Below are 25,741 nucleotides of genomic sequence, written 5' to 3'. Positions count from 1 at the left end.
AGCAGTTCAAGTTACCCGCCCGCCGAGAACGAAGTTACCCAAGGTGCATCAAAGCCAAACCACAGAAGTATGCGACGAGAAAACCTAGTAAAAACAATGCCAGTCAGGCTTAACTGACTGGCATTACGCCCCAAGGGGCGGCGTTTTTATTGGTCGGCCAGCTTACTGCTTGAGCAGGCTGGCGTCGGTCACCTTGACCGCGGTACCGCCGCTTGCGAAGAAGCTGCCGAACTGGGTCTGCATCTCGGTGGTGACGGCGCCGGTCGGATCGAAGTTCTCGTCCGGTGCCAGCAGCGAGCTGTGACCCCCGGCCACAAAGCGGGCCGCTCTGTGGTTGGCGGCGCCGGTGGCGGTCAGCGGTTGCAGGGCCAGGACCTTGAACAGCGGCTCGGTGCCACCCAGCGGGGCGGTGGCGATGCTGTTCGGGATCACTCGATCCGACAGGCTCAGGGCGCCGTCGCCGACGATTTCGGTGGCAAACAGCGGGAAGTCCGCCGCGATGCCGCTCCCCAAGTTGATGGGGTCTGCCGAATCCAGCACCGACTGCGCCGCGAAGCTGTAGCTCTGCAGGGTGCTGGCCGCCGTGGCCTGGGTGGCCGCATCCTGGCTCGGCAGGAACTCGTTGACGAAGCAGGTCGGCACCGCCGTCTTGCAGTTCGGGGCGTAGGCGGTGAAGGCTGCCTTCAGGGCCGCACTGCCAGCGGTCAGCACGCTCATCTGGATGGTCGGGCCGAAGGTCGGCGAGTTCAGCAACAGCGGCGCTATGCCGCCACCCGGCATGGCCAGGCCGCCAGTGTCGAACTTGAACAGGGCGTCTGCCGTCGGGTTGCCAACAGACTGGTTGGCCACCGCCAGCAGGTTGGCCCCCGCGATGGCACCCAGAGAGTGACCCAGGAAGTGTACCTTGAGGCTGCCAGCGGTGCCGATAGCCCCCTTGGCATTGGCCAGCCCCACCGCCAGACGCAGGCCCAGCAGATCCGCCACGCTCTGTTTCAGGTTGTCGCGGGCCACGGTCAGGTAGCTCAGGTTCAGGTAGGGGGTCGGGTTGTCGGAGGTGGTCACCGAGTCCATGCTGCCGGTCAGGGCGAAGCCGCGTTCACCGTGCAACGGATGATCGATCACCACCACGGCCACGTTCTTGCTCGCCTGGGCACCGGCACCAATCTGGCCAAGGGCCAGGGCGTAGGCGTTCTCCTTCACCGAGGTGACGCCGTGCTGATAGATGATCACGTCGGTGATGTTCGCCAGCGGTGCGGCGGCAAAGATCCGCATCGGGACGGACTGCACCTCTTCCAATGCCGGCAGCGGGTTGAAGCGCCCGATATTCATCTCGGGATCCAGCGCCTTGCCGCCGGAGGTGAGGGTCACCCCGATCAACTTGCTCGCCTGTGCCAGCAGCTCGGCCTGACGGCTCGGATCGGCGATGAGTTCGCCCAGCAGGGCCGGATCCACACCCGCCCCCACCAGGCCGCCGATCACTTCGGCATCCTGGGCCTTCAGGGCGTTCGCGATGGAGTAGAGGCTGGGGATGGCACCGTGCCAGGACTGGGTCTTCGCCTTGTCCCAGGAGCCGGCGGTAGCCGGGGAGGAGAGGAAGTAGGGCAGCTTGACGGTGCCGCTGTAGACGGTGGTACCCAAGGCCAGATTGTGGAGTGGAGTGCCGTCACCAAAAGCGGCGGCAATCGCATCCTTCTGCTCCTGGGGCAGGAAGTTCTCGGCGTCCAGCTGGGTCAGGAAGGGGCTGCCGCCGCTCACCGACAGGGTATAGGTGCCAGGCAGGCTGGTATTGCCCAAGGCGTCCTGCTTCCACAGGGCGGCAGCGTCCAGGGTCGGGCTCTTGAGCACGGATGCGGCCGCCCCTTTCACCGCCACCAGCACGTCGGCGCCGGACTGGGTACCGAACCAGTCGGAGAAGATCACGTGGTCGCTAGTGATGCCGGTGGCAGCCTTGAACAGCCCTTCCTGCAGCGCAATCAGGCCGCTGATGGTCTGCTCCTGGGCGTTGCTACCGGTGCTGGTCTTGTAGTTGCTGTAGTCGCTACCCGGTCGCAGGGGGGCACCCGTGCTGTCTTTGAGGGTATCGGTCGCCACTATCATGTAGTAGGAAGAGGGGTTGAGCGGCTTGAGCGGCACCAGATTCAGCTTCCCGGTCGTCTCGGCCACCACGAAGTCCACCCCGTAGGTCAGCACCTTTTTCACGCCGCTCGGACGCAGGGCCGCACTGTCAAACTCCAGCTCCATCAGGTAGAGGGGGGCCACGGAGGCTGCGAATTCAGCAGCGGCCGGCGCCTTGACCTGGATGCCGGAGGCCGTCACCGGCACTATCTGGATCGCCTGGGTAGTCGACCAGCCATCCAGGGTGGAGAGGGCGGACACCGGGTTGGAGAGATCCGCCGTTTCCGTGGAGAATTTCAGGGTACCGTCGGTCGCACGGGCTGCCAGGGCGCTGGGTCGGACTGCATTGGAGCCGCTCAGCAGATAATCGAGATAGCTTGAGGTATCGCCTGTGTTGTCGTCACTGCCACCACAACCGCTCAGCAGCGCACTGACGACGGCCGCGTAAATTAGCTTTTTCTTCATATCCTTATCTCTTTTATGTTGTTATCCATGATGAGCCTGACGGGGTAGGGTTCAAACCCGACCGAATCATATTAACAGCAACGCAACAATTAATAAGCCTCTGGTCAGTCATCTGATCTGATTTTTTTGTGTACACCATCAAGGAATTGGAATTGATTCCCGGTGTCACAGGGTAGCAGCCAGGGTACATCAACCAGACCTGACCAGAGCCCGATGGGATCCATGGCGCAAAAAGCCGCCCCGATCTCGGCAAAGGGGACGATTTGTCGGTAGAATGGCGCCATTGCTTAAGGAGACCCCCATGATCGACCCGAAAAAACTGGAAGAGATCGCCAAACAGATACACAACGCCCTGCCCCCCGGCATTCGCAGCATGGGTGAAGAGGTGGAGAAAAAGACCCGTCAGGTCTTGCAGGCTCAGCTCAACAAGCTGGATCTGGTGAGCCGCGAGGAGTTCGACGTGCAGACCAAGGTGCTGCTGCGCACCCGGGAGAAGCTGACCGCCCTCGAGGCCAAGCTGGCCCAGCTCGAGCAGCAGCTCGCTGCCAAGGGCGAATGATCCGGCGTGACTCGCCGTAGATAGCACAAACCCCAGCCAGGCTGGGGTTTGTCGTTTTTATGGGGACAACGAGTTTCTCATCCCCCCTTCTCTCGCAAGACGATAAGGGGGCAGATCGACGCTCTGCGGTTGGCCGTGGTCAGATAAACTCGTAGGCATCGCCGAAGATGCGCTCGGGCTCGGCGCCCAGCACCTTGAACTCTTCCCGCGCGGCACCGGCCATCTCGAAGCGACCCGCCACATAGATGTCGTAGTCATGCAAGCTGACGAAGTCATCCATGATGGCCTTGTGCACCAGCCCGGTCCTGCCGGTCCAGTCGCTCTCGGGCTCCTGCACCACGGGAATGAAGGTCAGCGGCGCATAGTCGCGCTCCCACTGCTGCATCTGCTCCAGCTCGTAGAGCCAGTGCGCCTGGCGTACCCCCCAGTAGAGGAACACCGGACGCTTGCTGCCGCTGCCGATCAGGTATTCCAAGATGGCGCGGGCATAGGAGAAGCCGGTGCCGCCCGCCATCAGGATCAGCGGTCGGGGGGATTCGTCGCGCAGGAACGCCTTGCCGGCGGCCAGCTCGACCTCGATCTCTCCCTGCTCGCGCATGCGGGCCAGCACCTGACCGGCATAGGCATTCTCGGGAGTGGCACCGATCTGCAGCTCCAGCACGCCGGAGCGGGTCGGCGAGTTGGCGATGGAGAAGGGGCGCTTGTCCGAATCGCTCATCACCACCAGCAGATACTGGCCCGGCTTGAAGCTCACCTCCTGCTGCGGCGCCAGCGCCACGTGCCAGATGGTGTCGACATATTCGCGCAGTTCCTCTACGCGGCACTTGATACGTTGCATTCTTGTCCTTGTGAGGGGCCTGCCCGGCCCGCTTCGCTCATGGTTTCACTGTTTTTATGGCGACCAGTTGGTGGTCAGGTCCGTCGAGCATACCCAATTCGGCACGGCAATACCGCACTTTTGCGTCACAATGGCCGCGCCGCATCGGAGATCCCTCAGTCGAGGATCTTCAGCTCGTCCCAGATGGCATCGATCTTCTGCTTTACCGCCTCGTCCTGGACGATGGGCTGACCCCACTCCCGGTTGCTCTCCCCCGGCCACTTGTTGGTGGCATCCAGCCCCATCTTGGAGCCGAGCCCGGAGACCGGCGAGGCGAAGTCCAGGTAGTCGATGGGGGTGTGCTCGATCAGGGTGGTGTCCCGAGCCGGGTCCATCCGGGTGGTGATGGCCCAGATCACGTCCTTCCAGTCGCGGGCGTTGATGTCGTCATCGCAGACGATCACGAACTTGGTGTACATGAACTGGCGCAGGAAGGACCAGACTCCCAGCATCACCCGCTTGGCGTGGCCAGGGTAACGCTTCTTGATGGTCACCACCGCCATCCGGTAGGAGCACCCCTCCGGCGGCAGGTAGAAATCCACTATCTCGGGAAACTGCTTCTGCAACAGCGGCACGAACACCTCGTTGAGCGCCACCCCGAGCACCGCCGGCTCATCGGGCGGACGGCCGGTGTAGGTGCTGTGGTAGATGGCATCCCGGCGCATGGTCATGTGGGTGATGGTGAAGACCGGGAACTCGTCCACTTCGTTGTAGTAGCCGGTGTGATCGCCGTAAGGCCCTTCGGGGGCCATCTCCCCCGGCTCCAGATAGCCTTCCAGCACGATCTCGGCGCTGGCGGGCACTTCCAGATCGCAGCTCAGCGCCTTCACCACCTCGGTACGGCTGCCCCGCAGCAGACCGGCAAAGGCGTATTCGGAGAGGCTGTCCGGCACCGGCGTCACCGCGCCCAGGATGGTCGCCGGATCGGCGCCCAGCGCCACCGCCACCGGGAAGCGTTCGCCCGGGTGGGCCTCCTGCCACTCGCGAAAATCGATGGCGCCACCCCGGTGATCCAGCCAGCGCATGATCAGCTTGTTCTTGCCGATCTTCTGCTGGCGATAGATGCCAAGGTTCTGCCGCTTCTTGTAGGGACCGCGGGTGATGGTCAGACCCCAGGTGACCAGTGGCGCCACATCCCCGGGCCAGCAGTGCTGGATGGGGATCTGATCCAGATCCACCGCGTCCCCTTCCAGCACCACCTGCTGACAGGGGGCCGAAGAGAGCCGCTTGGTCGGCATGTTGAGCACCTGCTTGAAGATGGGCAGCTTCTCCATCAGCTCCTTGAGCCCGCGAGGCGGCTCCGGCTCTTTCAGATAGGAGAGCCAGGTCCCCACCTGGCGCAGGGCGCTGACGTTGGGTTGGCCCATGCCCATGGCAACCCGGTCCGGCGTGCCGAACAGGTTGGTCAACACCGGCATGGCGTAGCCCTTGGGATTCTCAAACAGCAGAGCCGGGCCCCCCGCACGCAGGGTACGGTCGCTGATCTCGGTCATCTCCAGATAGGGGTCTATCTCGCGACTGATGCGCCTGAGCTGTCCGTTTTGTTCCAACTGCGCGATAAAATCACGCAAGTCCTTGTATTTCATGCAAGTACCCCAGCGGGATCAGGTGGTCCCGCATTATAACCCTGGCGGCGTATCCGGTGTACCCGTATCGGACCTCATGACGGACGAGGCGTGTCGCCGCTCCTGAAGCGTCAGCCGGTTTGCCAATTGACCCAGGAGCCTGGGCTCGTCCATCTGCAACAACAGGCCTGCCACCAGCCCGCCATACTGGTGCTTGCCGAGTTCGGCCAGGAGGAACTGCTGGGCCCCGTCCGGCAAGGGGGAGAGGCGGCTGAGCTGGTGCAGGGCGGGGACCATCAGGCGGCTGTTCTGGCTGGCGGCGATCAGCAGATCGCTCGCCTCCTGCCCTGAATAAAAGCGGGAAATGGTGTGCAGTGCAGTCAGGCTATCGTGATCCACTGGCTGACGCCACAGCTTGAGGTAGAGTGCCGTCTCCCCGGTCTGTTCGATGAAGTGCAGCAGCAACTGGTTGTCCGGCAGGAAGAGATTGAGGGCGGCAAGCCGCTGCGCCTCCCGACGCAGCACGGATACCGGCTGCCGATCGAGCACCGCCAGCAGGGCCTGCTGCTGCTGTGCCAGCTCGGGATTGCGGCTGTAGTAGACCTGCTTGAAGTCGAAGCGATCCTGCTCCAGCAACTGGCGATAGTTGTCCTGCCAGGCCAGCTGCTGCCAGTGGCTCAGCACCAGCCGGGCCTCGGCGGGGAAGTCGTAGGCGGGTAGCTGCACCAGGAAACCGTCCACCTTCCCTTCCACCAGCCATTGTGGCGCCTTGGCCGCTTGTGCCCGCACCCAGGCCAGCAGCGCCGGGCTCGGTGCGCCCGATGACTTGAGCTCACCCAGCAACTGGAACAACAGGAACTCCCGCTGCCCCACCGACAGGGACTCGAGCAACGAGTCCATGGCATCAAACTGCCCGAGCGCCATACGGCCGTCCAGGTACGCCCGATGCCCCTCCAGTCCCTCGTCCGCCACCAGGGGAGCCTGCAATTGCGGCGGGGAATCGGCATGCGCCGGGGCCGCCAGCCACAACCAACCCATCCATATGAACAACACCAGCTTCATGACGTCCCTTTCCTTGTGACATCGAGGCTTCATACTACTAAGCCAGCCGTGAAATAGATAAACAAAAACCGCGACCTGGGCCGCGGTTTTGTCATGGAAGAGGCTGTTACTTCTGTTGACGCTTCATGGAGTCGAAGAACTCGTCGTTGGTCTTGGTCGCAGCCAGCTTGTCGATGAGGAACTCGATGCTGTCGATCTCGCCCATGGGGTGAATGATCTTGCGCAGGATCCACATCTTCTGCAGCTCGTCCGGTGCGGTCAGCAGCTCTTCCTTGCGGGTGCCGGAGCGGGTGATATCGATGGCCGGGTAGACGCGCTTCTCGGCAATCTTGCGCGAGAGGTGCAGTTCCATGTTGCCGGTACCCTTGAACTCTTCGTAGATGACTTCATCCATCTTGGAGCCGGTATCGATCAGCGCGGTGGCGATGATGGTCAGGCTGCCGCCCTCTTCGACGTTGCGCGCCGCACCGAAGAAACGCTTCGGACGGTGCAGGGCGTTGGCGTCCACACCACCGGTCAGCACCTTGCCGGAAGACGGGATGACGGTGTTGTAGGCGCGGGCCAGACGGGTGATGGAGTCCAGCAGGATCACCACATCCTTCTTGTGCTCGACCAGACGCTTGGCCTTCTCGATCACCATTTCGGCGACCTGGACGTGACGGGAGGCCGGCTCGTCGAAGGTGGAGGCGATGACTTCGCCCTTCACCATCCGCTGCATCTCGGTCACTTCTTCCGGACGCTCGTCAATCAGCAGCACGATCAGCTCACAATCCGGGTGGTTGTAGGCGATGCTCTGGGCGATGTTCTGCAGCAGCATGGTCTTACCGGCCTTGGGCGGTGCAACGATGAGACCGCGCTGGCCCTTGCCGATCGGGGATGCCAGATCCAGCACACGGGCGGTGATGTCTTCGGTGGAACCGTTGCCACGCTCCATGCGCAGACGCTCGTTGGCGTGCAGGGGAGTGAGGTTTTCAAACAGGATCTTGTTGCGGGAGTTTTCCGGACGGTCGTAGTTGACGTCGTTGACCTTGAGCAGGGCGAAATAGCGTTCGCCCTCTTTCGGCGGCCGGATCTTGCCGGAAATGGTATCGCCGGTACGCAGGTTGAAGCGGCGGATCTGGCTCGGGGAGACATAGATGTCATCCGGACCAGCGAGATAAGAGCCGTCTGCACTGCGCAGGAAACCGAAACCGTCGGTCAGGATTTCCAGCACACCGTCGCCAAAGATATCCTCGCCGCCCTTGGCGTGCGCCTTGAGGATTGCAAAGATAATGTCTTTCTTGTGCGCCCGAGCCAGATTTTCCAACCCCATGGATTCGCCAAGCTGGACCAGCTCGGACACAGGAGTGTTCTTAAGTTCAGTCAGATTCATAGTGGTGAAAGTCTGTAAGCAAGGATTGAAATGAGGAGACAGTCTGCTGGATTGATGCTGATCGGATTTGACTTGCCAGGCTGGTAGTTAAGCAAAGAGTCAGGCAAAAAGGTTAGCAAACGAGCGATAAACTAGCACCAATCAGGGTGAGCGTCTAGGTGATAAAACACAAGGAGCGCATTATTGCAATGCGCTCCTTCTTGATTATTACAGGTTGCCGTCCAGGAACTCTTTCAGTTGGGTCTTGGACAGGGCGCCGACCTTGGTCGCTGCCACTTCACCATTCTTGAACAGCAGCAGGGTCGGGATACCACGAATGCCGTACTTGGGCGGAGTGTCGGCGTTATGATCGATGTTCAATTTCGCCACGGTCACGCGACCTTCATATTCCTGAGCAACTTCGTTCAGGATCGGGGCAATCATCTTGCACGGTCCACACCATTCGGCCCAGAAATCGACCAGAACAGGGCTGTCGGCGTTGATTACATCGGCCTCGAAGCTGGCATCGCTCAGCTGAACAATCTTGTCACTCATCTCCAACTCCAGTCAGTAATTAAGGCTTTATTGATGGTTCAACAAAGGCAATAGTTGCCCTATTTGAAATGATCCTGTTTATTATTGCAAGCCTAACCTGATAACCTACCGCCATGAGCAAAACACATCTAACGACCGAAAAATTCGCCCAAATGGGCCTCGAACCCGAAGTTCTGGCTGGTCTGGAATCAAAGGGATTTCACTATTGTACGCCCATCCAGGCACTGTCCCTGCCCCTGCTGGTTGAAGGTCATGACCTCGCCGGTCAGGCCCAGACGGGGACCGGCAAAACCCTGGCTTTCCTGGCGGCGACATTCAACTATTTGCTGACCCATCCGCTGACCAGGCCGCGCCTCGTCAACCAGCCCCGCGCCATCATCATGGCCCCGACCCGGGAGCTGGCCGTCCAGATCTATAACGATGCAGAGAGCATGTCAGCCTCCACCGGGCTCAAGCTCGGTCTCGCCTATGGTGGCGAAGGCTACGACAAACAGCTGGCCGTGCTGGAACAGGGCGTCGACATCCTTATCGGCACCACGGGTCGCATCATCGACTACTTCAAGTCCAAGGTCATCGATCTCGGCAACATCCAGGTCGTGGTACTGGACGAAGCGGATCGCATGTTCGATCTGGGCTTCATCAAGGACATCCGTTTCCTGTTCCGCCGCATGCCCCCCGCCACCGAGCGTCTGAGCATGCTGTTCTCCGCCACCCTCTCCCTGCGGGTGCAGGAGCTGGCCTATGAACACATGAACCACCCGGAACATGTGCAGGTCGAACCGGAACAGATGACCGGCGTGCGGATCAAGGAGGAGCTCTTCTACCCCTCCAACGAAGACAAGATGTTGCTGCTGCTCTCCCTGATGGAAGAGGAGTGGCCCGAGAAAGCCATCGTCTTCGCCAACACCAAGCACGTCTGTGAAGACGTTCACGCCTGGCTGGAGAATGACGGCCACCGCGTCGGTCTGCTGACCGGCGACGTGCCGCAGAAGAAGCGGATGAAGATCCTGGAAGAGTTCACCAAGGGTACCCTGGATATCCTGGTCGCCACCGACGTGGCCGCCCGTGGTCTGCACATCCCCGACGTGACCCACGTCTTCAACTACGACCTGCCCGACGATGCCGAAGACTATGTCCACCGCATCGGTCGTACCGGCCGCGCCGGCAAAAGCGGTCACTCCATCAGCCTGGCCTGTGAAGACTATGCCTTCAACCTGCCGGCCATCGAGGAGTACATCCACCACCCCATCCCGGTCAGCAAGTATGACCGCGAGGCGCTGCTGGATGACGTCACCGCACCAAAACGGGTGTTCCGCAACCGCCAGCCGGTGAACCGCAACATGCGGGATCGCCAGGGCGGTGGCAACAGCAACAACCGTCGTCGTCCCCCCCGCAAGAACTGAGGGATCGGCCAAGTTGCACAACTCGCCTCTCTATGCCGCCATCGACCTCGGCTCCAACAGCTTTCACATGCTGGTGGTGCGCGAGGTCGCCGGTGCCCTGCGCACCGTCACCAAGGTCAAGCGCAAGGTACGCCTCGCCGCGGGCCTCGATGCCGATTTTCGCCTCAACCGTGCCGCCATGGAGCGGGGCTGGGATTGTCTGCGCCTCTTCTCCGAGCAGTTGCAGGACATCCCGTCCGACAATATCCGGGTAGTGGGCACCGCCACCCTGCGCCTGGCCACCAACGTCGACGAATTCATCAGCGAAGCGGAACGGGTGCTCAACCACAGCATCGAGATCATTTCGGGCGAGGAAGAAGCCAAGACCATCTATGAAGGAGTCTCCTGGACGTCGGCAGGGGAAGGCAATCGGCTGGTGATCGACATCGGCGGCGCCAGCACCGAGCTGGTGATCGGCGAGCAGAGCGAAGCCAAGCTGCTCAACAGCCTGCACATGGGCTGCGTCACCTGGCTCAACAACCACTTCGGTGATGGCGAGCTCTCCGAGGCGCGCTTCAACCAGGCCATTGCCGCCGCCAAGGCGGTACTGGAGAAAGTGGCTGCGGACTACCGTGTCCTCGGCTGGCGCACCTGCGTCGGCGCCTCCGGCACCGTCCAGGCGCTGCAGGAGATCATGCTGGCCCAGGGCAAGAGCGAGCGGGTCACCCTGCCCAAGTTGCAAGAGCTGATGGGTCAGGCCATCGCCTGCGGCAGACTCGATAAGTTGCAGCTCGAAGGGCTGGCGGCCGAACGGCTGACCGTGTTCCCCTCCGGTCTCGCCATCCTGATCGCCATCTTCGAGACCCTCGACATCGAGAGCATGACCCTGGCGGGCGGTGCACTGCGTGAAGGGCTCATCTACGGCCTGCTCGGCAACAATCACGACTGTGATGCCCGGGATCGCACCGCCGACAGCCTGATCAGCCGCTACCAGCTCGACAAGGAGCACGCCGAGCGGGTCCGCGACACCGCCATCGAAGCGTTCACCCAGTTGCAGCCGGCCTGGCGCCTCTCCAAGCGCTACGGTCGCCCGATCCTGCGCTACGCAGCCCTGCTGCACGAAATCGGTCTGTGCATCGAGTACAAGAAGGCGCCGCAGCACGCTGCCTACATCATCGACAACATCGACATGCCGGGCTTCACCCCCGCGCAGAAGAAGCTGCTGTCGGCCCTGCTGTTCAACCAGCGGGATGAATTCAAGCTGGAGCCACTGGAGAAACAGGGTGCCGTCACCGGTCGCCAGGCGATCCGGCTGGCCCGTATCCTGCGCATCTCCCTCATCCTCTGCATGCGCCGGACCCAGGGCACTGTGCCCAGGTTCATGCTGCAAGCCGATGAAGATGCCCTGACCCTGACCCTGCCCAAGGGTTGGCTGGACGAACACTACCTGCGCGCCAGCGAGCTGCGCCTCGAGGTGGAGCGCCAGCAGAAGATGGGCTGGTCCACCCGGCTGCTGGAAGCCTGAGGCACACACCCCATGGCCGATTACCAACCCATCAGCTGTGACCTGTACGACTGGCTGGAGATCGCCGCCAGCTGGCAGCTGCCCGTCACGATCACCGACCGGGATGGACGAACCTGGGCGGACAGGATCCGCACCATAGAAGCCAGCGGCGGGGTGGAGTATCTGCTGCTGGAGCGCGCTGAGCGCCTCAGCCTGGCGGACCTGGCGACCCTGGAACTCGTCTGGCAAGGGGAAGAAAAGCGGATCCACTTCGCCCCACCCCGCAGCCAATGAATAGCAAGAGGGCCAACCTGATCAGGTTGGCCCTCTTGGTTTGACGCTCAGACTCCCTGCCAGTCGCCACTCAACTCGCCAGCGCCGCCATCACGTAGACGTCGAAGCGGTTGCTCTTGGTCTCGATGGCCATACTGGGCTTGTGCTCGTTGAGCCAGCCCGCATAGTCGGGCCGCTTCACCACCACCCGCTTGTCAGCCATCCTGAGCGCCGCCGGCAGCAGGGCATCCGCGTCGAGATCCGCCCCCACCAGGGACTGGAACACCCGCATCTCTTTTTTCACCAGCGCCGACTTCTGCTTGTGGGGGAACATGGGATCCAGGTAGATGACCTCCGGCCGCTCGGTCAGCGCCAGCAGGGTCTCCACCGCCGGGCCTTGCAGCAGTTGCATCCGCTCGCGCACCCAGGGGCCTATCTCGGGATCCTGCCCCGCCCGGGTCAGACCGTCCTGGAGCAGGGCCGCCACCACGGGGCTGCGTTCGATCAGGGTCACCTTGCAGCCGAGGGAGGCGAGCACGAAGGCATCGCGCCCGAGCCCGGCGGTGGCATCCACCACGGTCGGCATGGCTCCCGACTTCAATCCCACTGCCTTGGCGATGGACTGGCCGCGCCCGCCACCGAACTTGCGCCTATGGGCCACCGCCCCTTCCACGAAGTCCACATAAACGGCCCCCAGCTTGGGTTCGTCCAGTTTGCGCAGCTCCAACCGCGATTCGGTCAGCACCAGGGCGAAGGGAGCGGGAAACGCCACGTCGGCAAGGCGCTGGCGCAGGGCGTCGAGCTCGCCATCGCGGGCGGGCACTTCACTGAAAACCTGAATATGGGGCATAACATGGACTCATCACGGCGCAGAAGCCGGCATGATAGCAGAAGCAGGGGGTTAGCTCACCGTGGTCAGATTCGCCAGGTTCATGCCCTGACGGTTGAGACTCAGGTACTCGGTCAGATCGTCGAAGGGCAGCGGGCGGCTGAGCAGATACCCCTGGGTGAAGGCGCACCCCTTCTGGCAGAGGAAATTGAGCTGCTCCCGGGTCTCCACCCCTTCGATCACCACCTGCATGCCGAGGTTGTGCACGATGTTGATGATGCCGTCGAGCAGCAGGCGGTCCTGCTCGTTGAAGGGAATATGGCGCACGAAGGAGCGATCGATCTTCACCAGATCCACCGGGAAGGTACGCAGGTAGTTCAGTGCCGAATAGCCGGTGCCGAAGTCGTCGATGGCCAGCTTGCAGCCCGCCTCGCGCAGAGCATCGATCCGCACCCTGTGCTGATCGCTGGTCTCCATCAGCAGGGACTCGGTGATCTCGATGATGATGTCCGCCGGATCCAGCTCGAAGTGGCGGATCACCCTGAGCCACTCGTTGGCCTCCGGGTCTATGGTCTGGAACTCCAGGGTGGAGCGGTTGATGGACATCTGCAGATCCGGGAAGCCGGACTGCTGCAATCTGGCCAGATCCCTGCAAGACTGCCACAGCACCAGGGCACCCAGCCCCTGGATGAGCCCCGCCTCTTCCGCCAGCGGGATGAAATCCGCCGGTGAGACCTGACCCCAGTGGGGGTGATACCAGCGCACCAGGGCCTCCAGCTTGGCGACCCGGCCGCTGCGGTTGTCCCAGATGGGCTGGTAGGCCATGGTCAGCTGGCCCAGCTTGATGGCCTCCGCCAGATCGTGCTGCATCTGGTGGCGCTGGCTCACCTCTTCCCGCATGGAGGCGTTGTAGGTGCCGAGGGGACGTCCCTGGCGCTTGGCGACGAACAGGGCCTGCTCGGCATTGCGCAAGAGCTCGTCGCTGTCGCCGCCGTCATTGGGACAGAGGGTGATCCCCAGGGTGGCGGTCACATAGAGGTGCTGGTTGGCCAGCATGAAGGGACGGGCAAAGCCGCCGATCACCTGCTTGGCAAACACCTCGGCCTGACGGCGGTTGACGATGCCGGGCACCAGGAAGGCAAACTCGTCGCCGCCGATGCGGGCCACCAGATCCTCGGTGCGCACCCGGCTCACCAGCCGGTCCGATACCTCCCGCAGCAGGGCGTCGCCCACATGGTGATCCATGCTGTTGTTGACCGCCTTGAAGTTGTTGAGGTCGAGCACCATGAGGGCGAAGCGCTCCCCCCGTTCGCAGAAGCGGGCCAGACAGCGACCGAACAGCCAGCGGTTGGGCAGGCCGGTGAGGTTGTCGTAGTTGGCCTGGGCGGCGATCTTCTGCTCTGCCAGCTTGGTCTGGGACAGATCGCTGAAGATGGCGATGTACTGACTGATCTTGCCCCCTTCCCGCACGGCGCTGATCATCAGCTGCTGGGGATAGAGCTTGCCGTTCTTGCGCTTGTTCCACACCTCCCCACGCCAGATCCCCACCCGCTCCAGGGCGTGGTACATGTCCGCATAGAAGGTCTGATCGTGCAGTCCGGACTTCAGCATGCTGGGCCGCTGGCCACACGCCTCCTCCTCGCTGTAACCGGTGATCTTCTCGAAGGCCGGATTGACCGAGATGATGCGACTGTCGGCATCGCACACCAGAATGGCTTCGGAGAGGTTGTCATAGACCCGGTGGGAGAGCTTGAGCTGCTCCGCATGGCGCCTGATGGGATCGATGTTCTCCAGCACCACCATGAGATAGTCGGGGTGCATCTGCTCGTTGCGGATCAGGGTCACCGTCACCCGTCCCCACAGGACGGTCCCATCCCGATGGAGATAACGCTTCTCCTGGGTAAACGCGGGACGCTCTCCCCGCTTGAGGGTGTCGTAGAGCGCAATACTGGTCTGCCAGTCGTCCGGATGGTTGATTTCGGCGACGGTGAGCTGTTGCAGCTCCTCCTGGCTGTAGCCGAGCATCTTCTCGATGGCCGGGTTCGCCCAGAGGATCTTGCCGCCCAGATCCACCTTGCCGATGCCCACGGGCGCATGGGACATCATGGTGTCCAGGAAGTGGTGATGTTCCGGTTGCGCCGGCTGCTCCTGGCTCTGGCGCTGCTGATACATCAGCGCCAGTTCACGACCGGCGAGCGGGGCCAGCAGACGCAGCAGGCCCACTATCTTCTCCATTCTCGGCATGGCCCGCTTGAACATGACGCTGCACAGGCCGATGGTCTCTCCCTCGGCGTTCTTGAGCGCGACGCCGGCATAGGCTCTCACCTCGCAGCGCTCCAGCACGGCGGCGTGGGGGAACAGCTGGCGGGTGCGATCACTGAACCAGGCTTCACCCTGTTGCATGGCGATCTCCCCCGGAGTGTCGGCGAGGGGGAAGCTGTAGGAGTTGATGTCGAGGGAGGCGGGATAGGCGGCATGCACGGTAAAGAACAGACCCGCCTGATCCTTGCCGGACACCAGGACGAAGTCAGCCCCCACCGCGTTGGCGATTTCACTCACAAAGGCATCAAAATATCCCTGACCACTCGAATGAGACAGGCTGGAGATGATTTGATAGACAGACTCGAGTGCTCGCCTCATGGCAAGGTTCTTTCTCTCCCTGGAAGGTAGAACCCGACTCTACTGAAGAGGCGGGGACAGTGCAAACATGCACTCCGCAAGATATTAAAAAGGCTTGGAAAAAGGGACCAAAAGGTCCCTTTTTCTATCAAAAATCACGTTTCGATCCCACTATGCCGCAAATGTGTACCTGCTTGAAGCTCCCGCAGTGGCGCGGCAGCTCATCCAATCGAGGCTCACTGTGGCGGCGGGACCTCACGCGGCGATACCGCTGTGACGCAGCAGCGCATCCACCTGGGGCTCCCGGCCACGGAAGGCACGGAACAGCTCCATCGGCTCCCTGGAGCCGCCCTTTTCCAGAATGTTCTTCAGGAAGGAGTGGCCCGTGGCCGGGTTGAAGATCCCCTCCTCCTCGAAGCGGGAGAAGGCGTCGGCAGAGAGTACCTCGGCCCACTTGTAGCTGTAGTAGCCCGCCGCGTAGCCGCCCGCGAAGATGTGGGAGAAGCTGTGCTGGAAGCGGTTGAACGCCGGAGGCGTCATCACGGCGACCTGGCTGCGCACCTCATCCAGCAGCGCAGGGATCTGATCCGCTCTGGTCGGGTCAAAGGTCTGGTGCAGACGGAAGTCGAACAGGGCGAACTCCAGCTGGCGCAGCATCTGCATCGCCGCCTGGAAGTTGCGGGCGGTCAGCATCTTCTCCAGCAGATCGGCGGGCAGCGGCTCCCCGGTCTCGTAATGGCCGGAGATGAAGGCCAGCGCCTCGGATTCCCAGCACCAGTTCTCGAGGAACTGGCTCGGCAGCTCCACCGCATCCCAGGCCACGCCGTTGATGCCAGCCACGCCAGCCACATCGATGCGGGTCAGCATGTGGTGAATGCCGTGGCCGAACTCGTGGAACAGGGTGACCACTTCGTTGTGGGTAAACAGGGCCGGCTTGCCGTCCACCGGGCCGTTGAAGTTGCAGGTCAGGTAGGCCACCGGCTTTTGCAGGGAGCCGTCCTGACGGTAGCGGCGACCCAGGCAGACATCCATCCAGGCGCCGCCCTGCTTGTGCTCGCGGGCATAGAGATCCAGGTAGAAGCTGCCGCGCAGCTCGTCATCGGCGTCAAAGATGTCGTAGAAGCGCACATCCGGGTGCCAGGTGTCGATGCCGAGACGCTCGCGTACCTTCATGCCGAACACCCGCTTGACCACCTCGAACAGCCCCTTCACGACCCGACCGGCGGGGAAATAAGGACGCAACTGCTCATCAGAGACCGAAAACTTGTGCTGTTTGAGCTTTTCTGCGTAATAGGCAAGATCCCAGGCCGCCAGTTCGTCCTGACCGTGCTGCTCGGCGGCAAAGGCGCGGATCTCCTCCAGCTCCGCCTTGCCTTGGGGCAGGGACTTGGCAGCCAGGTCGGTGAGGAAGTCCACCACCTGCTCCGGCTTGTCCGCCATCTTGGTCGCGAGGGAGAGTTCGGCATAGTTGGCAAAGCCCAGCAGTCGGGCCAGCTCCCGGCGCAGGGTGAGCAACTCGGTCATGATGGCGGAGTTGTCCCACTTGCCAGCGTTGGGGCCCTGGTCGGAGGCGCGGGTGGTGAAGGCCTCATACAGCTCGGCACGCAGGGCGCGGCTGTCGGCATACATCATCACCGGCAGGTAGGAGGGGATGTCCAGGGTGAACAACCACCCCTCCTTGCCCTTGAGTTCGGCCATCTGGCGCGCGGCAGCCTGGGCGCTCGCGGGCAGACCGGCCAGCTCGGCCTCGTCGGTCACCAGCTTGTGCCAGCCCTGGGTCGCGTCCAGCACGTTGTTGCTGAAACGGGAGGCGAGCTCCGAGAGGCGGGCCTGGATCTCGCCGTAACGCTGCTGCGCCTCGGCAGGCAGACCGATGCCGGAGAGGCGGAAATCGCGCAGGGTGTTCAGGATCTCCTTGCGCTGGGCATCATCGAGCCGGGGGAAGTCATCGCTCTCGGAGAGGGCCAGATAGGCTTGATAGAGCCCTTCATGCTGACCGACATAGGTCTGGAATTCGGACAGCAGCGGCAGGCAGGCATCGTGAGCCGCCCGCAGCGCCTCGCTGTTCTGCACGGCGTTGAGGTGGCTGATGGGGGACCAGATCCGTGAGAGGCGGTCGTTGACCTCTTCCAGCGGGGCGATCAGGCTGTCCCAGGTGTGAGGCTCCTTCTGGGCCAGCACGTCCTCAATCTTCTGTTTGCAATCAGCGATGGCCTGCGTCACGGCAGGTTGCACCTGATCGGGCTGGATCTGGCTGAAGGGAGGCAGCGAGTCCATTGTCAGCAAAGGGTTAGTCATCTGCGGTACCTCTAAATGCTCTGCAGCCCCTGCCGTCCAGAAGCCTGCTTGGACCATCTAAGATGTAGGCAGAAACCCCATTTATCAAGCCTTTGCCGCCAAGAGACGGGCTTGTTGCCCACTTTTTCAGGCATTTTGTTCATAAAACCAGCACTTCATCTGCCAGAGACGACAATGCCGGCCCGAGGGCCGGCATTGTGAGGGCATGGACACTCCCCGCCTCAGCGTCGGGCGTCCTCTTTCAACCACTGGGCGACCCGCTTGGCGAAATAGGTGAGGATGCCATCGGCCCCGGCCCGCTTGAAGCAGAGCAGGGATTCCATCACGCACTCCTTCTCCTTGAGCCAGCCATTCTGGATCGCCGCCATGTGCATGGCGTACTCGCCGCTCACCTGATAGGCGAAAGTCGGCACGCCGAACTGATCCTTCACCCGGCGGATGATGTCCAGGTAGGGCATGCCCGGCTTGACCATCACGCTGTCCGCCCCTTCGGCTATGTCGAGGGCCACCTCGTGCAGGGCTTCGTTGCCGTTGGCCGGGTCCATCTGGTAGGTGGCCTTGTTGCTCTTGCCGAGGTTGGCGGCGGAGCCCACCGCATCGCGGAACGGGCCGTAGTAGTGGGAGGCGTACTTGGCGGAGTAGGCCATGATCTGCACGTTGACGAAGCCATTCTCCTCCAGCGCCGCGCGGATGGCACCGATGCGGCCGTCCATCATGTCGGACGGTGCCACCATGTCGGCCCCGGCGGCGGCATGGGAGAGCGCCTGCTTCACCAGGATCTCGGTGGTGATGTCGTTCTGCACATAGCCTTCGTCATCGATGATGCCGTCCTGGCCATGGGTGGTGAAGGGGTCGAGCGCCACATCGGTGATGACCCCGAGCTCCGGGAAGCGAGCCTTGAGGGCACGGGTCGCCCGCTGGGCCAGGGCATCCGGGTTGTAGGCCTCTTCCGCCATCAGACTCTTTCTCTCCAGCGGCGTCACCGGGAACAGGGCCACCGCCGGCACACCCAGGGCCACCAGTTCGGCGGCCTCTTCGAGCAGCAGATCGATGGAGAGCCTGTCCACCCCCGGCATGGAGGCAACGGCCTCTCGCTGACCCTCTCCCTCCAGCACGAACACGGGATAGATGAGATCGTCGACGGTCAGTACGTTCTCGCGCACCAGGCGGCGGCTGAAGTCATGTTTGCGCACCCGGCGCAGGCGACGGCCCGGGAAGGCCCCCGGAAGAGTTGTGGCCATGAATCACTCCAAAAGCGGAAGTTGGAAGAATGCGGCGGAGGTGGCCCGGGTATGGGCCAGCAAGGCCTCGGGCGCTTCACCACGGCAGGCCGCCACCACCTGGGCGATGTGCGGCAAAAAAGCGGGTTCGTTGCGTTTGGGCCTGGGTTTCAGATCCCGCGGCACCAGGTAGGGGGCGTCCGTTTCTATCATCAGGCGACCCGCTGGAATGCGGGCCACCTGCTCGCGCAGCAGCTGGCCACGGCGCTCGTCACAGAGCCAGCCGGTCACCCCGATATGCAGCCCCAGCGCCAGGCACTCGTCCAGCTCGGCGTCGGAACCGGTGAAGCAGTGCAGCACGGCCCCCGGCAGGCGGGGCAACCAGGGGCGCAGGATCTCGACGAATTTGTCATGGGCATCGCGGCAGTGGAGAAACACCGGCATCCCGAGCTCGGCGGCGAGCGCCAGCTGGGCGTCAAACACCGCGTCCTGCACCGGACGGGGGGAGAAGTCCCGGTTGTAGTCGAGACCGCATTCGCCGATGGCCACCACCTGGGGCAGGGCCGCCAGTTCGCGCAGGGCGGGCAGGGTCGCCTCATCGACGCTTTTGGCATCGTGGGGATGCACCCCGGCGGTGGAGAAGCAGTAACCGGGCCAGCGGGCGGCCAATGCGGCGCTCTCGCGGCTGCCGGCCAGATCGGTGCCGGTCAGGATCAGGGCTTCCACCCCGGCGGCGCGCGCGCGTTCCACCAGGTCGGCCTGTTCGCCGGCGAACTGGCTGCTGGTCAGGTTCAAACCGATGTCGATCATGGAGTCAGGGGTTCCGGACAAACGAGGTGCATATCAGGCATTTGAAAACCATCTACTCAATGGGGCCTTACCATACGCCTCGAACGGATGCATGAAAAGAGGAAGGGAGCCTCAGCTCCCCTCTTCCGTTTGTTGCTGCTCCTCGTCCTCTTTCTTCACGTAGAAGCGGGCGAAGAACAGACCTATCTCCCACAGGCCCCACATGGGGATCGCGAGCAGGGTCTGGGAGAAGACATCGGGCGGCGTCAGCAACATGCCGACCACGAAGACCCCGACGATGACGTAGGGGCGCTTCTCCTTCAGGCTCCTAGGGGTGGTCACCCCGGTCCAGCAGAGCAGTATGGTGGCCACCGGGATCTCGAACGCCACCCCGAACGCGAAGAACAGGGTCAGCACGAAGTCCAGGTAGCTGGCGATGTCGGTCGCCACCGTCACCCCGGCGGGGGCGGTACTGGTGAAGAAGCCGAACACCAGGGGGAACACCACGTAGTAGGCGAACGCCATCCCCGCATAGAACAGCACGGCGCTGGAGGCCACCAGGGGCAGGATCAGCCGCCGTTCGTGCTGGTACAGACCGGGTGCGATGAAAGCCCAGGCCTGATAGAGCAGATAGGGGATCGCCACGAAGAAGGAGACCACCAGGGTCAGCTTGATGGGCGTGATGAAGGGTGTCGCCACATCCGTCGCTATCATGCTGGTGCCTGCCGGCAACTGGCTGAGCAGCGGCTGAGCCACGAAGTCGTAGATGTTGTTGGAGAAGTAGATGAGCGCGATGAACACCAGCAGGATAGCGGAGATCGCGCGCAGCAGACGGGTTCTCAGCTCCACCAGATGGCTGATGAGGGGTTGTTCTGCCTGACTCATGGCTTCACCTCCCCTTTGGCTGCGGACTCGCTGGCGGGCACAGGCTCGCTCTCTCGCTGGCTGTTGACCGGTGGCACCTCTGGGGTGGGCGCCGGGGCCGCCACCGGAGTGGCTGGCTCAGCCTGGGCGGGCTCCCGAGGCGGGCGGATCTCGTTCTCCCCCTGATAGGGACGATTCACCGACTGGGCGGCCGCTTTCAACTGCTCGATGGACTCCTGCAGCTCGGGGCTCAGGTTGTTCATCTGCAACCGTTCGGCCTTCTTCAGATCGTTGTGCAGATCCTGCAACTTGAGCTCCTGTTCCAGCTCGGCCTTGACCGAGTTGGCGGTGCTGCGGATCAGCCTTATCCAGTGGCTGGCGGTGCGGATCGCGACCGGCAACCGCTCGGGACCCAGCACCACCAGGGCGACGACGCCGATGACGACCAGTTCCCAAAAACCGATGTCGAACATGGCTTAGGCCTGATCTTTGTCTTTCTGCTTGGCGGCTTCGGCGTTGCTGGCCGTCTCGTTCAACTGCTTGGTCGGGAACTCGGCATCTTTCTGCTCGGGTTTGGTGTCGGCCGGCTCATCGGAGAGCGCCTTCTTGAACCCCTTGACCGCCGCGCCCAGATCGCCGCCGATACCGCGCAATTTCTTGGTGCCGAACAACAGCACGACGATGACTGCGATGATCAACAACTGCCAAATACTGATACCACCCATGACTTTCTCTCCGGATAGGCGCCCGATGGCGCAGGTTATTTAATGGGAACGGGTTCGCAACCAACCCAGCAGCCAGCATAACCCGGCGCCGGCGAGGCTGATTTGTCCCCACTCAATGTGTTGTTTCTGGGTCAGCAAGAATACACCCGCGAGCAGCAGGCTGGCTCCAACCCCTAAGAGGTAGCGGGCCTGCCCCTGACGGCGACTGTGGCGACGGAAATCGGCAAACATCTGGTCGAAGTGGTGCTGCTGATGGCGGGCCTGACGCAGGGTCTCGTAGACCAGCTCCGGCAGCTCCGGCAGTTTCTCCGCCCAGAACGGCGCCTTCTCCTTGATGGCATTCCACACCGCCTTGGGGCCGACCTGCTCGTGCATCCAGTTTTCCAGATAGGGCTTGGCGGTCTGCCACAAATCCAGCTGGGGATAGAGCTGGCGACCCAGCCCTTCCACATAGAGCAGGGTCTTTTGCAGCAGCACCAGTTGCGGCTGCACCTGCATGTTGAAGCGACGGGCGGTGTTGAACAGATTGAGCAGCACGTGGCCGAAGGAGATCTCGGAGAGCGGTTTCTCGAAGATGGGCTCCAGCACGGTGCGGATGGCGAACTCGAACTCGTCCACCTTGGTATCGGGCGGTACCCAGCCAGACTCCACGTGCAGCTCGGCCACACGGCGGTAGTCGCGGTTGAAGAAGGCGAGGAAGTTCTCCGCCAGGTAGCGCTTGTCTTCCCGGTTGAGGGTGCCGACGATGCCGCAGTCGATGCCGATCCAGAGCGGATTCTCGGGGTGTTCGAAAGAGACGAAGATGTTGCCCGGGTGCATGTCGGCGTGGAAGAAGCTGTCACGGAACACCTGGGTGAAGAACACTTCCACTCCGCGCTCGGCCAGCAGCTTCATGTTGGTGCCGTTGGCTTCCAGCGCGGCAATGTCGGAGACCGGAATGCCGTAGATACGCTCCATCACCAGCACCTGCTCACGGCAATGGTCCGTGAACACCTCGGGCACATAGAGCGCCTCGGAACCGGTGAAGTTGCGGCGCAGCTGGATGGCGTTGGCCGCTTCGCGCATCAGGTTGAGCTCGTCGAGTATGGTCTTGCGATACTCCTCCACCACCTCGACGGGGCGCAGTCGTCCGCTCTGGGGCACGAAACGGGCCACCAGACGGGCCAGGGCCTGCATCAGGCGCAGGTCGGCCTCGATGACCGGCTCGATATCGGGACGGATCACCTTGATGACGATCTCGCGGCTGTTCTCCTTCAACCGGGCGGTGTGCACCTGGGCGATGGAGGCGGATGCCAGCGGCGTCTCGTCGAAATCGTCAAACAGAGTCTCGACGGGGCAACCCAGGCTCTCTTCTATCTGGCGACGGGCGGCCTGACCACAGAAGGGAGGCACCCTGTCCTGCAGCAGGGCCAGCTCTTCGGCAATGTCGGGGGGCAGCAGGTCTCGGCGGGTCGAGAGCATCTGGCCGAACTTGATGAAGATGGGACCCAGGGCCTCGAAGGCGAGGCGAATACGGGCGCCACGGCTCATGCCTTGTTGCTTGTTCTTGAGCCAGAACAGACTGCGACGGGCCAGACGGCCAGGCCAGGGCTGATAACGGGCGGGCACCAGCTCGTCGATGCCCTGTTCCAGCAGGATGCTGACGATGCGATAGAGGCGTTTGAACTCCTTCGGGGTCATCAGCTCACCTGCTGTTCGAGGCGGGCAAGCCGCAACTCGATCGCCTTCATCTGTTGGGCCAGCTCTTCGACATCGTCATTGAAGCTCGCCACTTCCAGCGGACCCGGGGCAAGCCTCGCCTCCTCGGTCAGATACTCAGCCACTTGACGCTGGGAACGGCACAACTCTCGCCCCACAAAACGGCGAGCCTGACGGGCACCACTGCACAGGGTGTGGGCCACCACATCGCCGGTGTAGCGGGACAGCTCCTCTTCCCAGTCGATATCGAGCTCGCCAAGCAGGGCGCTGAATGCCTGCACCAGCTGGGGGTCACCGCTCAGGTCCAGCTTCTCCTCGCGGATATAGCGGGTCAGGGCGGAAGGCTCCTTGAGCAGGCCGAGGGCAGTCAGGGAGAGGCTCAGCACCGCATCCGCCTCCCCTTCAAACCTGGCCAGCACATCCAGACGGCGCTCCGAGAAGACAAACCAGAGCGGCTTGAGCTCGCGCAGCTCCAGTTTGAGTACCTTGCCCGTCAGCTTACGCAACCGCTCCGGGCTCTGTTTGTCCAGGGCCAGCAACTGGTTGAGGCTGGTTTCGATCACCGCGGTGACCATGGCATCCATCGGCATAGGCGACCTTAAAACTTGTAACCGCGGTGCAGGGCAACCACGCCCTGGGTCAGGTTGTAGAACTCAACCTGTTCGAACCCGACATTCTCCATCATGCCTGCCAGGGTCTGCTGATCCGGGTGCATGCGGATGGATTCCGCCAGGTATTTGTAACTTTCGCTGTCGTTTGCGACGATTTCGCCCATTTTCGGCAGCAATTTGAAGGAGTAGAGATCATACAGCTTGGCGATCACTTCGCTCACCGGCTTGGAGAACTCCAGCACCAGCAGGCGGCCACCCGGCTTGAGCACCCGGAACATGGAGGCAAGCGCCTTGTCCTTGTCGGTGACGTTGCGCAGGCCGAAGCCGATGGTGATGACGTCGAAGTGGTTGTCCGGGAAGGGGAGCGCCTCGGCATTGGCCTGTACGTAGGAGACGTTGTTGGCCACCCCCAGGTTGCGCAGCTTGTCGCGGCCCACCTTGAGCATGGAGTCGTTGATGTCTGCCAGGACCACCTGGCCGGTCTCACCCACGATGCGGGAGAACTTGGCGGTCAAATCCCCTGTGCCGCCAGCCAGATCCAGCACCTTCTGTCCTTTGCGGACACCGGAGCAGTCGATGGTAAAGCGCTTCCAGAGGCGATGGATGCCGAACGACATCAGATCGTTCATCAGATCGTACTTGGCCGCTACCGAATGAAAGACACCGGCGACCAGGGTTTCCTTCTCGGTCGCTGCCACGGTTTTATAGCCAAAATGCGTAGTAGTAGTCTGTTCCGACATCCCTCAAATACCCATAGAGCAAAGAATGGCCGCCAGTTTACCAGAGCCGATGGCGTGCGGACACCTCAAACCCGGCTTGCGACCAACTGCATCCCCAGCACGACCATGGCCAGACAGAGGAACAGATTGAGACCGATATTGAGCAGCGCCTTCAGATAAGCCCCTTGCTGGGCCAGCACGACCGTATCGAGGGCAAAGGAGGAGAAGGTGGTCAGGGCACCGAGGACACCCACCATCAGCAATGGCTTCATCGGGTGTTCCACCACGTGACCATGGCTGATCAGGGCATAGGCAATCCCCATGATGAAGGAACCCACCACGTTGACCACCAGGGTGCCATAGGGAAAGTGGCGTCCCAGCAGCCATGCCATCAGCTCGGCGATGCCAAAGCGCAAGCAGGCACCGAAGGCGCCCCCGACAGCGACAAATAACCAGGTTTGCATCAAGCAGTCTCCAAGATTGTCAGGTTGGCATTATGCAAAATCTCGACAGCAGGGGACAGCCGGGCAATTAATCGACCCGGCAAGACCCTAGCGGCGAAAGTCTACCCGTTCTGGATTCACAAGATGGAGGGTCGTCTCGGCCGGGCGAGTATCGGCGATGACTCTGCCATGACGGATGGAATAACATACCGGCACCTGGCGGCGCACCGCATCGAAACCATTCTCTGCAGGAAGGATCAGCAGGTTGGCGGGCTTGCCCACCTCGATGCCGTAGCGATCCTGCACGTTCAGGGTGCGGGCACTGTGACAGCTGATCAGCTTGAGACTGTCGTTGATCTGTTCGTAGCCCATGATCTGGCAGACATGCAGCCCCATATGCAGCACCTGCAACATGTTGGCCGTGCCCATGGGATACCAGGGATCGAACACGTCGTCGTGGCCGAAGCAGACGTTGATGTTCGCCTCCAGCATCTCCTTCACCCGGGTGATGCCACGACGCTTGGGATAGGTATCGAAGCGCCCCTGCAGGTGAATGTTCACCAGCGGATTGGCGACGAAGTTGATGTCCGCCATCCTGAGCAGCCGGAACAGCCGCGACGCATAGGCGCCGTTGTAGGAGTGCATGGCGGTGGTGTGGCTGGCGGTCACCCGATGGCCAATACCGCGCTCGTAGGCCAGGGTTGCCAGCGTCTCGATAAAACGGGACTGTTCGTCATCGATTTCATCGCAATGCACATCCACCAGAACCTGATATTTCTCCGCAAGATCGAAGACGTAGTGCAGACTTTCGACCCCGTACTCCCGGGTAAACTCGAAATGGGGGATGGCACCGATCACGTCGGCCCCCAGCTTGAGAGCCTCTTCCAGCAATGCCTTGCCGTTGGGGTAGGAGAGGATCCCCTCCTGCGGAAAAGCGACGATCTGCAGCTCCACCCACTCCTTCATCTCCTCCCGCACCTCCAGCATCGCCTTCAAGGCGACCAGATTGGGGTCGGAAACATCCACGTGAGTCCGTACAAACTGAATGCCGTTGGCAATCTGCCATTTCAGTGTCTGGATGGCTCGCTGTTTCATACCAATCGGATTAAACATTAGGTCAGTTTTATCCAATCTCGGCTACAAAGTGACATCACCCGCTCCACATCGGCAATAAAGTGCTTCCAGGCCGATGTGCAGGCATCAAGGATGTCGTCGTAA

Annotated in this window: 22 protein-coding genes and 1 pseudogene; 4 read left to right on the top strand and 19 right to left on the bottom strand. The window is 62.1% G+C overall.

Annotation, left to right across the window (positions count from 1 at the left end; translation table 11 throughout):
* Positions 1–162 precede the first annotated feature (162 nt).
* On the bottom strand, positions 163–2,580 hold the full coding sequence (locus HKD46_RS18355) for a VolA/Pla-1 family phospholipase (RefSeq protein ID WP_171865781.1): 2,418 nt from the start codon (positions 2,578–2,580) through the stop codon (positions 163–165).
* Positions 2,581–2,881: 301 nt separating this feature from the next.
* Here HKD46_RS18355 and ubiK point away from each other — a divergent pair, with 301 nt between their 5' ends.
* Positions 2,882–3,139 carry a ubiquinone biosynthesis accessory factor UbiK gene (gene ubiK / locus HKD46_RS18350; protein WP_010672374.1) on the top strand — a complete coding sequence of 86 codons (258 nt, stop codon included), beginning with the start codon at positions 2,882–2,884 and terminating at the stop codon, positions 3,137–3,139.
* A gap of 139 nt (positions 3,140–3,278) precedes the next feature.
* Here the strand turns inward: ubiK and fre are convergent, their stop codons facing one another.
* The 5 genes from fre to trxA form a co-directional block, all read right to left on the bottom strand.
* Entirely contained in the window at positions 3,279–3,977 is a 699-nt protein-coding gene (gene fre, locus HKD46_RS18345) for an NAD(P)H-flavin reductase (RefSeq protein WP_010672373.1), read from the bottom strand.
* Between the two features lie 155 nt (positions 3,978–4,132).
* On the bottom strand, positions 4,133–5,602 hold the full coding sequence (gene ubiD, locus HKD46_RS18340; protein ID WP_134997273.1) for a 4-hydroxy-3-polyprenylbenzoate decarboxylase: 1,470 nt from the start codon (positions 5,600–5,602) through the stop codon (positions 4,133–4,135).
* Positions 5,603–5,635: 33 nt separating this feature from the next.
* The gene (locus HKD46_RS18335; RefSeq protein WP_171865780.1) at positions 5,636–6,643 is read right to left on the bottom strand and encodes a hypothetical protein; all 1,008 of its coding nucleotides are present in this window, start codon (positions 6,641–6,643) and stop codon (positions 5,636–5,638) included.
* 106 nt (positions 6,644–6,749) lie between these two features.
* Positions 6,750–8,015 carry a transcription termination factor Rho gene (gene rho, locus HKD46_RS18330; RefSeq protein WP_010672370.1) on the bottom strand — a complete coding sequence of 422 codons (1,266 nt, stop codon included), beginning with the start codon at positions 8,013–8,015 and terminating at the stop codon, positions 6,750–6,752.
* Between the two features lie 207 nt (positions 8,016–8,222).
* Entirely contained in the window at positions 8,223–8,549 is a 327-nt protein-coding gene (trxA, locus tag HKD46_RS18325; RefSeq protein WP_010672369.1) for a thioredoxin TrxA, read from the bottom strand.
* Between the two features lie 113 nt (positions 8,550–8,662).
* Between trxA and rhlB the strand changes: the two genes are divergently transcribed.
* From rhlB to HKD46_RS18310, 3 genes are read left to right on the top strand one after another with little or no spacing between them, the layout of a single operon-like run.
* Entirely contained in the window at positions 8,663–9,952 is a 1,290-nt protein-coding gene (gene rhlB / locus HKD46_RS18320; protein ID WP_042879063.1) for an ATP-dependent RNA helicase RhlB, read from the top strand.
* A gap of 13 nt (positions 9,953–9,965) precedes the next feature.
* On the top strand, positions 9,966–11,456 hold the full coding sequence (gene gppA, locus HKD46_RS18315) for a guanosine-5'-triphosphate,3'-diphosphate diphosphatase (protein WP_042017418.1): 1,491 nt from the start codon (positions 9,966–9,968) through the stop codon (positions 11,454–11,456).
* A 12-nt stretch (positions 11,457–11,468) separates the two neighbouring features.
* Complete coding sequence (locus tag HKD46_RS18310) at positions 11,469–11,729, top strand: Rho-binding antiterminator (protein WP_171865779.1); 261 nt, start codon at positions 11,469–11,471, stop codon at positions 11,727–11,729.
* 70 nt (positions 11,730–11,799) lie between these two features.
* Here HKD46_RS18310 and HKD46_RS18305 read toward each other — a convergent pair whose 3' ends face one another.
* From HKD46_RS18305 to codA, 13 genes and pseudogenes are all read right to left on the bottom strand, one after another.
* The gene (locus tag HKD46_RS18305; RefSeq protein WP_010672365.1) at positions 11,800–12,558 is read right to left on the bottom strand and encodes a class I SAM-dependent methyltransferase; all 759 of its coding nucleotides are present in this window, start codon (positions 12,556–12,558) and stop codon (positions 11,800–11,802) included.
* Between the two features lie 51 nt (positions 12,559–12,609).
* A complete protein-coding gene (locus HKD46_RS18300) occupies positions 12,610–15,177 on the bottom strand; it encodes a bifunctional diguanylate cyclase/phosphodiesterase (protein WP_161470111.1) in 2,568 nt (855 codons plus the stop codon).
* 234 nt (positions 15,178–15,411) lie between these two features.
* Entirely contained in the window at positions 15,412–17,454 is a 2,043-nt protein-coding gene (prlC, locus tag HKD46_RS18295; protein ID WP_045522605.1) for an oligopeptidase A, read from the bottom strand.
* 221 nt (positions 17,455–17,675) lie between these two features.
* Positions 17,676–18,695, bottom strand: a complete 1,020-nt coding sequence (gene hemB, locus HKD46_RS18290) for a porphobilinogen synthase (protein WP_039041081.1) — start codon at positions 18,693–18,695, stop codon at positions 17,676–17,678.
* Positions 18,696–18,698: 3 nt separating this feature from the next.
* Entirely contained in the window at positions 18,699–19,484 is a 786-nt protein-coding gene (locus HKD46_RS18285; RefSeq protein WP_041212047.1) for a TatD family hydrolase, read from the bottom strand.
* Positions 19,485–19,595: 111 nt separating this feature from the next.
* Positions 19,596–20,348, bottom strand: a complete 753-nt coding sequence (tatC, locus tag HKD46_RS18280; RefSeq protein WP_010672360.1) for a twin-arginine translocase subunit TatC — start codon at positions 20,346–20,348, stop codon at positions 19,596–19,598.
* A complete protein-coding gene (tatB, locus tag HKD46_RS18275) occupies positions 20,345–20,800 on the bottom strand; it encodes a Sec-independent protein translocase protein TatB (protein WP_103261019.1) in 456 nt (151 codons plus the stop codon). Before tatB ends, tatC begins: the two co-directional genes overlap by 4 nt.
* A 3-nt stretch (positions 20,801–20,803) precedes the next feature.
* Complete coding sequence (gene tatA, locus HKD46_RS18270) at positions 20,804–21,052, bottom strand: Sec-independent protein translocase subunit TatA (protein WP_010672358.1); 249 nt, start codon at positions 21,050–21,052, stop codon at positions 20,804–20,806.
* Between the two features lie 39 nt (positions 21,053–21,091).
* Positions 21,092–22,732: a ubiquinone biosynthesis regulatory protein kinase UbiB gene (gene ubiB, locus HKD46_RS18265; RefSeq protein ID WP_171865778.1), complete on the bottom strand. Its 1,641-nt coding sequence runs from the start codon at positions 22,730–22,732 to the stop codon at positions 21,092–21,094.
* Positions 22,732–23,340: an SCP2 domain-containing protein gene (locus tag HKD46_RS18260; protein WP_029313421.1), complete on the bottom strand. Its 609-nt coding sequence runs from the start codon at positions 23,338–23,340 to the stop codon at positions 22,732–22,734. The genes ubiB and HKD46_RS18260 overlap by 1 nt, the downstream gene beginning before the upstream one ends.
* Before the next feature lie 8 nt (positions 23,341–23,348).
* Complete coding sequence (gene ubiE / locus HKD46_RS18255) at positions 23,349–24,101, bottom strand: bifunctional demethylmenaquinone methyltransferase/2-methoxy-6-polyprenyl-1,4-benzoquinol methylase UbiE (RefSeq protein WP_039041078.1); 753 nt, start codon at positions 24,099–24,101, stop codon at positions 23,349–23,351.
* Between the two features lie 65 nt (positions 24,102–24,166).
* Positions 24,167–24,544, bottom strand: coding sequence for a fluoride efflux transporter CrcB (gene crcB, locus HKD46_RS18250; protein ID WP_041214163.1), 378 nt, complete (start codon positions 24,542–24,544; stop codon positions 24,167–24,169).
* A gap of 87 nt (positions 24,545–24,631) precedes the next feature.
* Positions 24,632–25,618, bottom strand: a pseudogene (gene codA / locus HKD46_RS18245) (cytosine deaminase); the annotation flags it as partial.
* Positions 25,619–25,741 lie beyond the last annotated feature (123 nt).

The organism is Aeromonas sp. TW 6 (assembly GCF_013168745.1).
GTDB classification, from domain to species: Bacteria; Pseudomonadota; Gammaproteobacteria; order Enterobacterales; family Aeromonadaceae; genus Aeromonas; species Aeromonas caviae.
Note: the sequence above shows the minus strand (reverse complement) of the source record. Positions and strands in the feature narration are given on the sequence as shown.

Coding starts and splice junctions, on each gene's coding strand:
- ubiD (WP_134997273.1), bottom strand. CDS start 5,602: ATGAAATACAAGGACTTGCGTGATTTTATCGCGCAGTTGGAACAAAAC.
- hemB (WP_039041081.1), bottom strand. CDS start 18,695: ATGGCCACAACTCTTCCGGGGGCCTTCCCGGGCCGTCGCCTGCGCCGG.
- HKD46_RS18300 (WP_161470111.1), bottom strand. CDS start 15,177: ATGAGGCGAGCACTCGAGTCTGTCTATCAAATCATCTCCAGCCTGTCT.
- ubiK (WP_010672374.1), top strand. CDS start 2,882: ATGATCGACCCGAAAAAACTGGAAGAGATCGCCAAACAGATACACAAC.
- ubiE (WP_039041078.1), bottom strand. CDS start 24,101: ATGTCGGAACAGACTACTACTACGCATTTTGGCTATAAAACCGTGGCA.
- crcB (WP_041214163.1), bottom strand. CDS start 24,544: ATGCAAACCTGGTTATTTGTCGCTGTCGGGGGCGCCTTCGGTGCCTGC.
- tatA (WP_010672358.1), bottom strand. CDS start 21,052: ATGGGTGGTATCAGTATTTGGCAGTTGTTGATCATCGCAGTCATCGTC.
- trxA (WP_010672369.1), bottom strand. CDS start 8,549: ATGAGTGACAAGATTGTTCAGCTGAGCGATGCCAGCTTCGAGGCCGAT.
- prlC (WP_045522605.1), bottom strand. CDS start 17,454: ATGACTAACCCTTTGCTGACAATGGACTCGCTGCCTCCCTTCAGCCAG.
- HKD46_RS18335 (WP_171865780.1), bottom strand. CDS start 6,643: ATGAAGCTGGTGTTGTTCATATGGATGGGTTGGTTGTGGCTGGCGGCC.
- rhlB (WP_042879063.1), top strand. CDS start 8,663: ATGAGCAAAACACATCTAACGACCGAAAAATTCGCCCAAATGGGCCTC.
- HKD46_RS18305 (WP_010672365.1), bottom strand. CDS start 12,558: ATGCCCCATATTCAGGTTTTCAGTGAAGTGCCCGCCCGCGATGGCGAG.
- HKD46_RS18260 (WP_029313421.1), bottom strand. CDS start 23,340: ATGCCGATGGATGCCATGGTCACCGCGGTGATCGAAACCAGCCTCAAC.
- HKD46_RS18355 (WP_171865781.1), bottom strand. CDS start 2,580: ATGAAGAAAAAGCTAATTTACGCGGCCGTCGTCAGTGCGCTGCTGAGC.
- HKD46_RS18310 (WP_171865779.1), top strand. CDS start 11,469: ATGGCCGATTACCAACCCATCAGCTGTGACCTGTACGACTGGCTGGAG.
- rho (WP_010672370.1), bottom strand. CDS start 8,015: ATGAATCTGACTGAACTTAAGAACACTCCTGTGTCCGAGCTGGTCCAG.
- fre (WP_010672373.1), bottom strand. CDS start 3,977: ATGCAACGTATCAAGTGCCGCGTAGAGGAACTGCGCGAATATGTCGAC.
- tatC (WP_010672360.1), bottom strand. CDS start 20,348: ATGAGTCAGGCAGAACAACCCCTCATCAGCCATCTGGTGGAGCTGAGA.
- HKD46_RS18285 (WP_041212047.1), bottom strand. CDS start 19,484: ATGATCGACATCGGTTTGAACCTGACCAGCAGCCAGTTCGCCGGCGAA.
- ubiB (WP_171865778.1), bottom strand. CDS start 22,732: ATGACCCCGAAGGAGTTCAAACGCCTCTATCGCATCGTCAGCATCCTG.
- tatB (WP_103261019.1), bottom strand. CDS start 20,800: ATGTTCGACATCGGTTTTTGGGAACTGGTCGTCATCGGCGTCGTCGCC.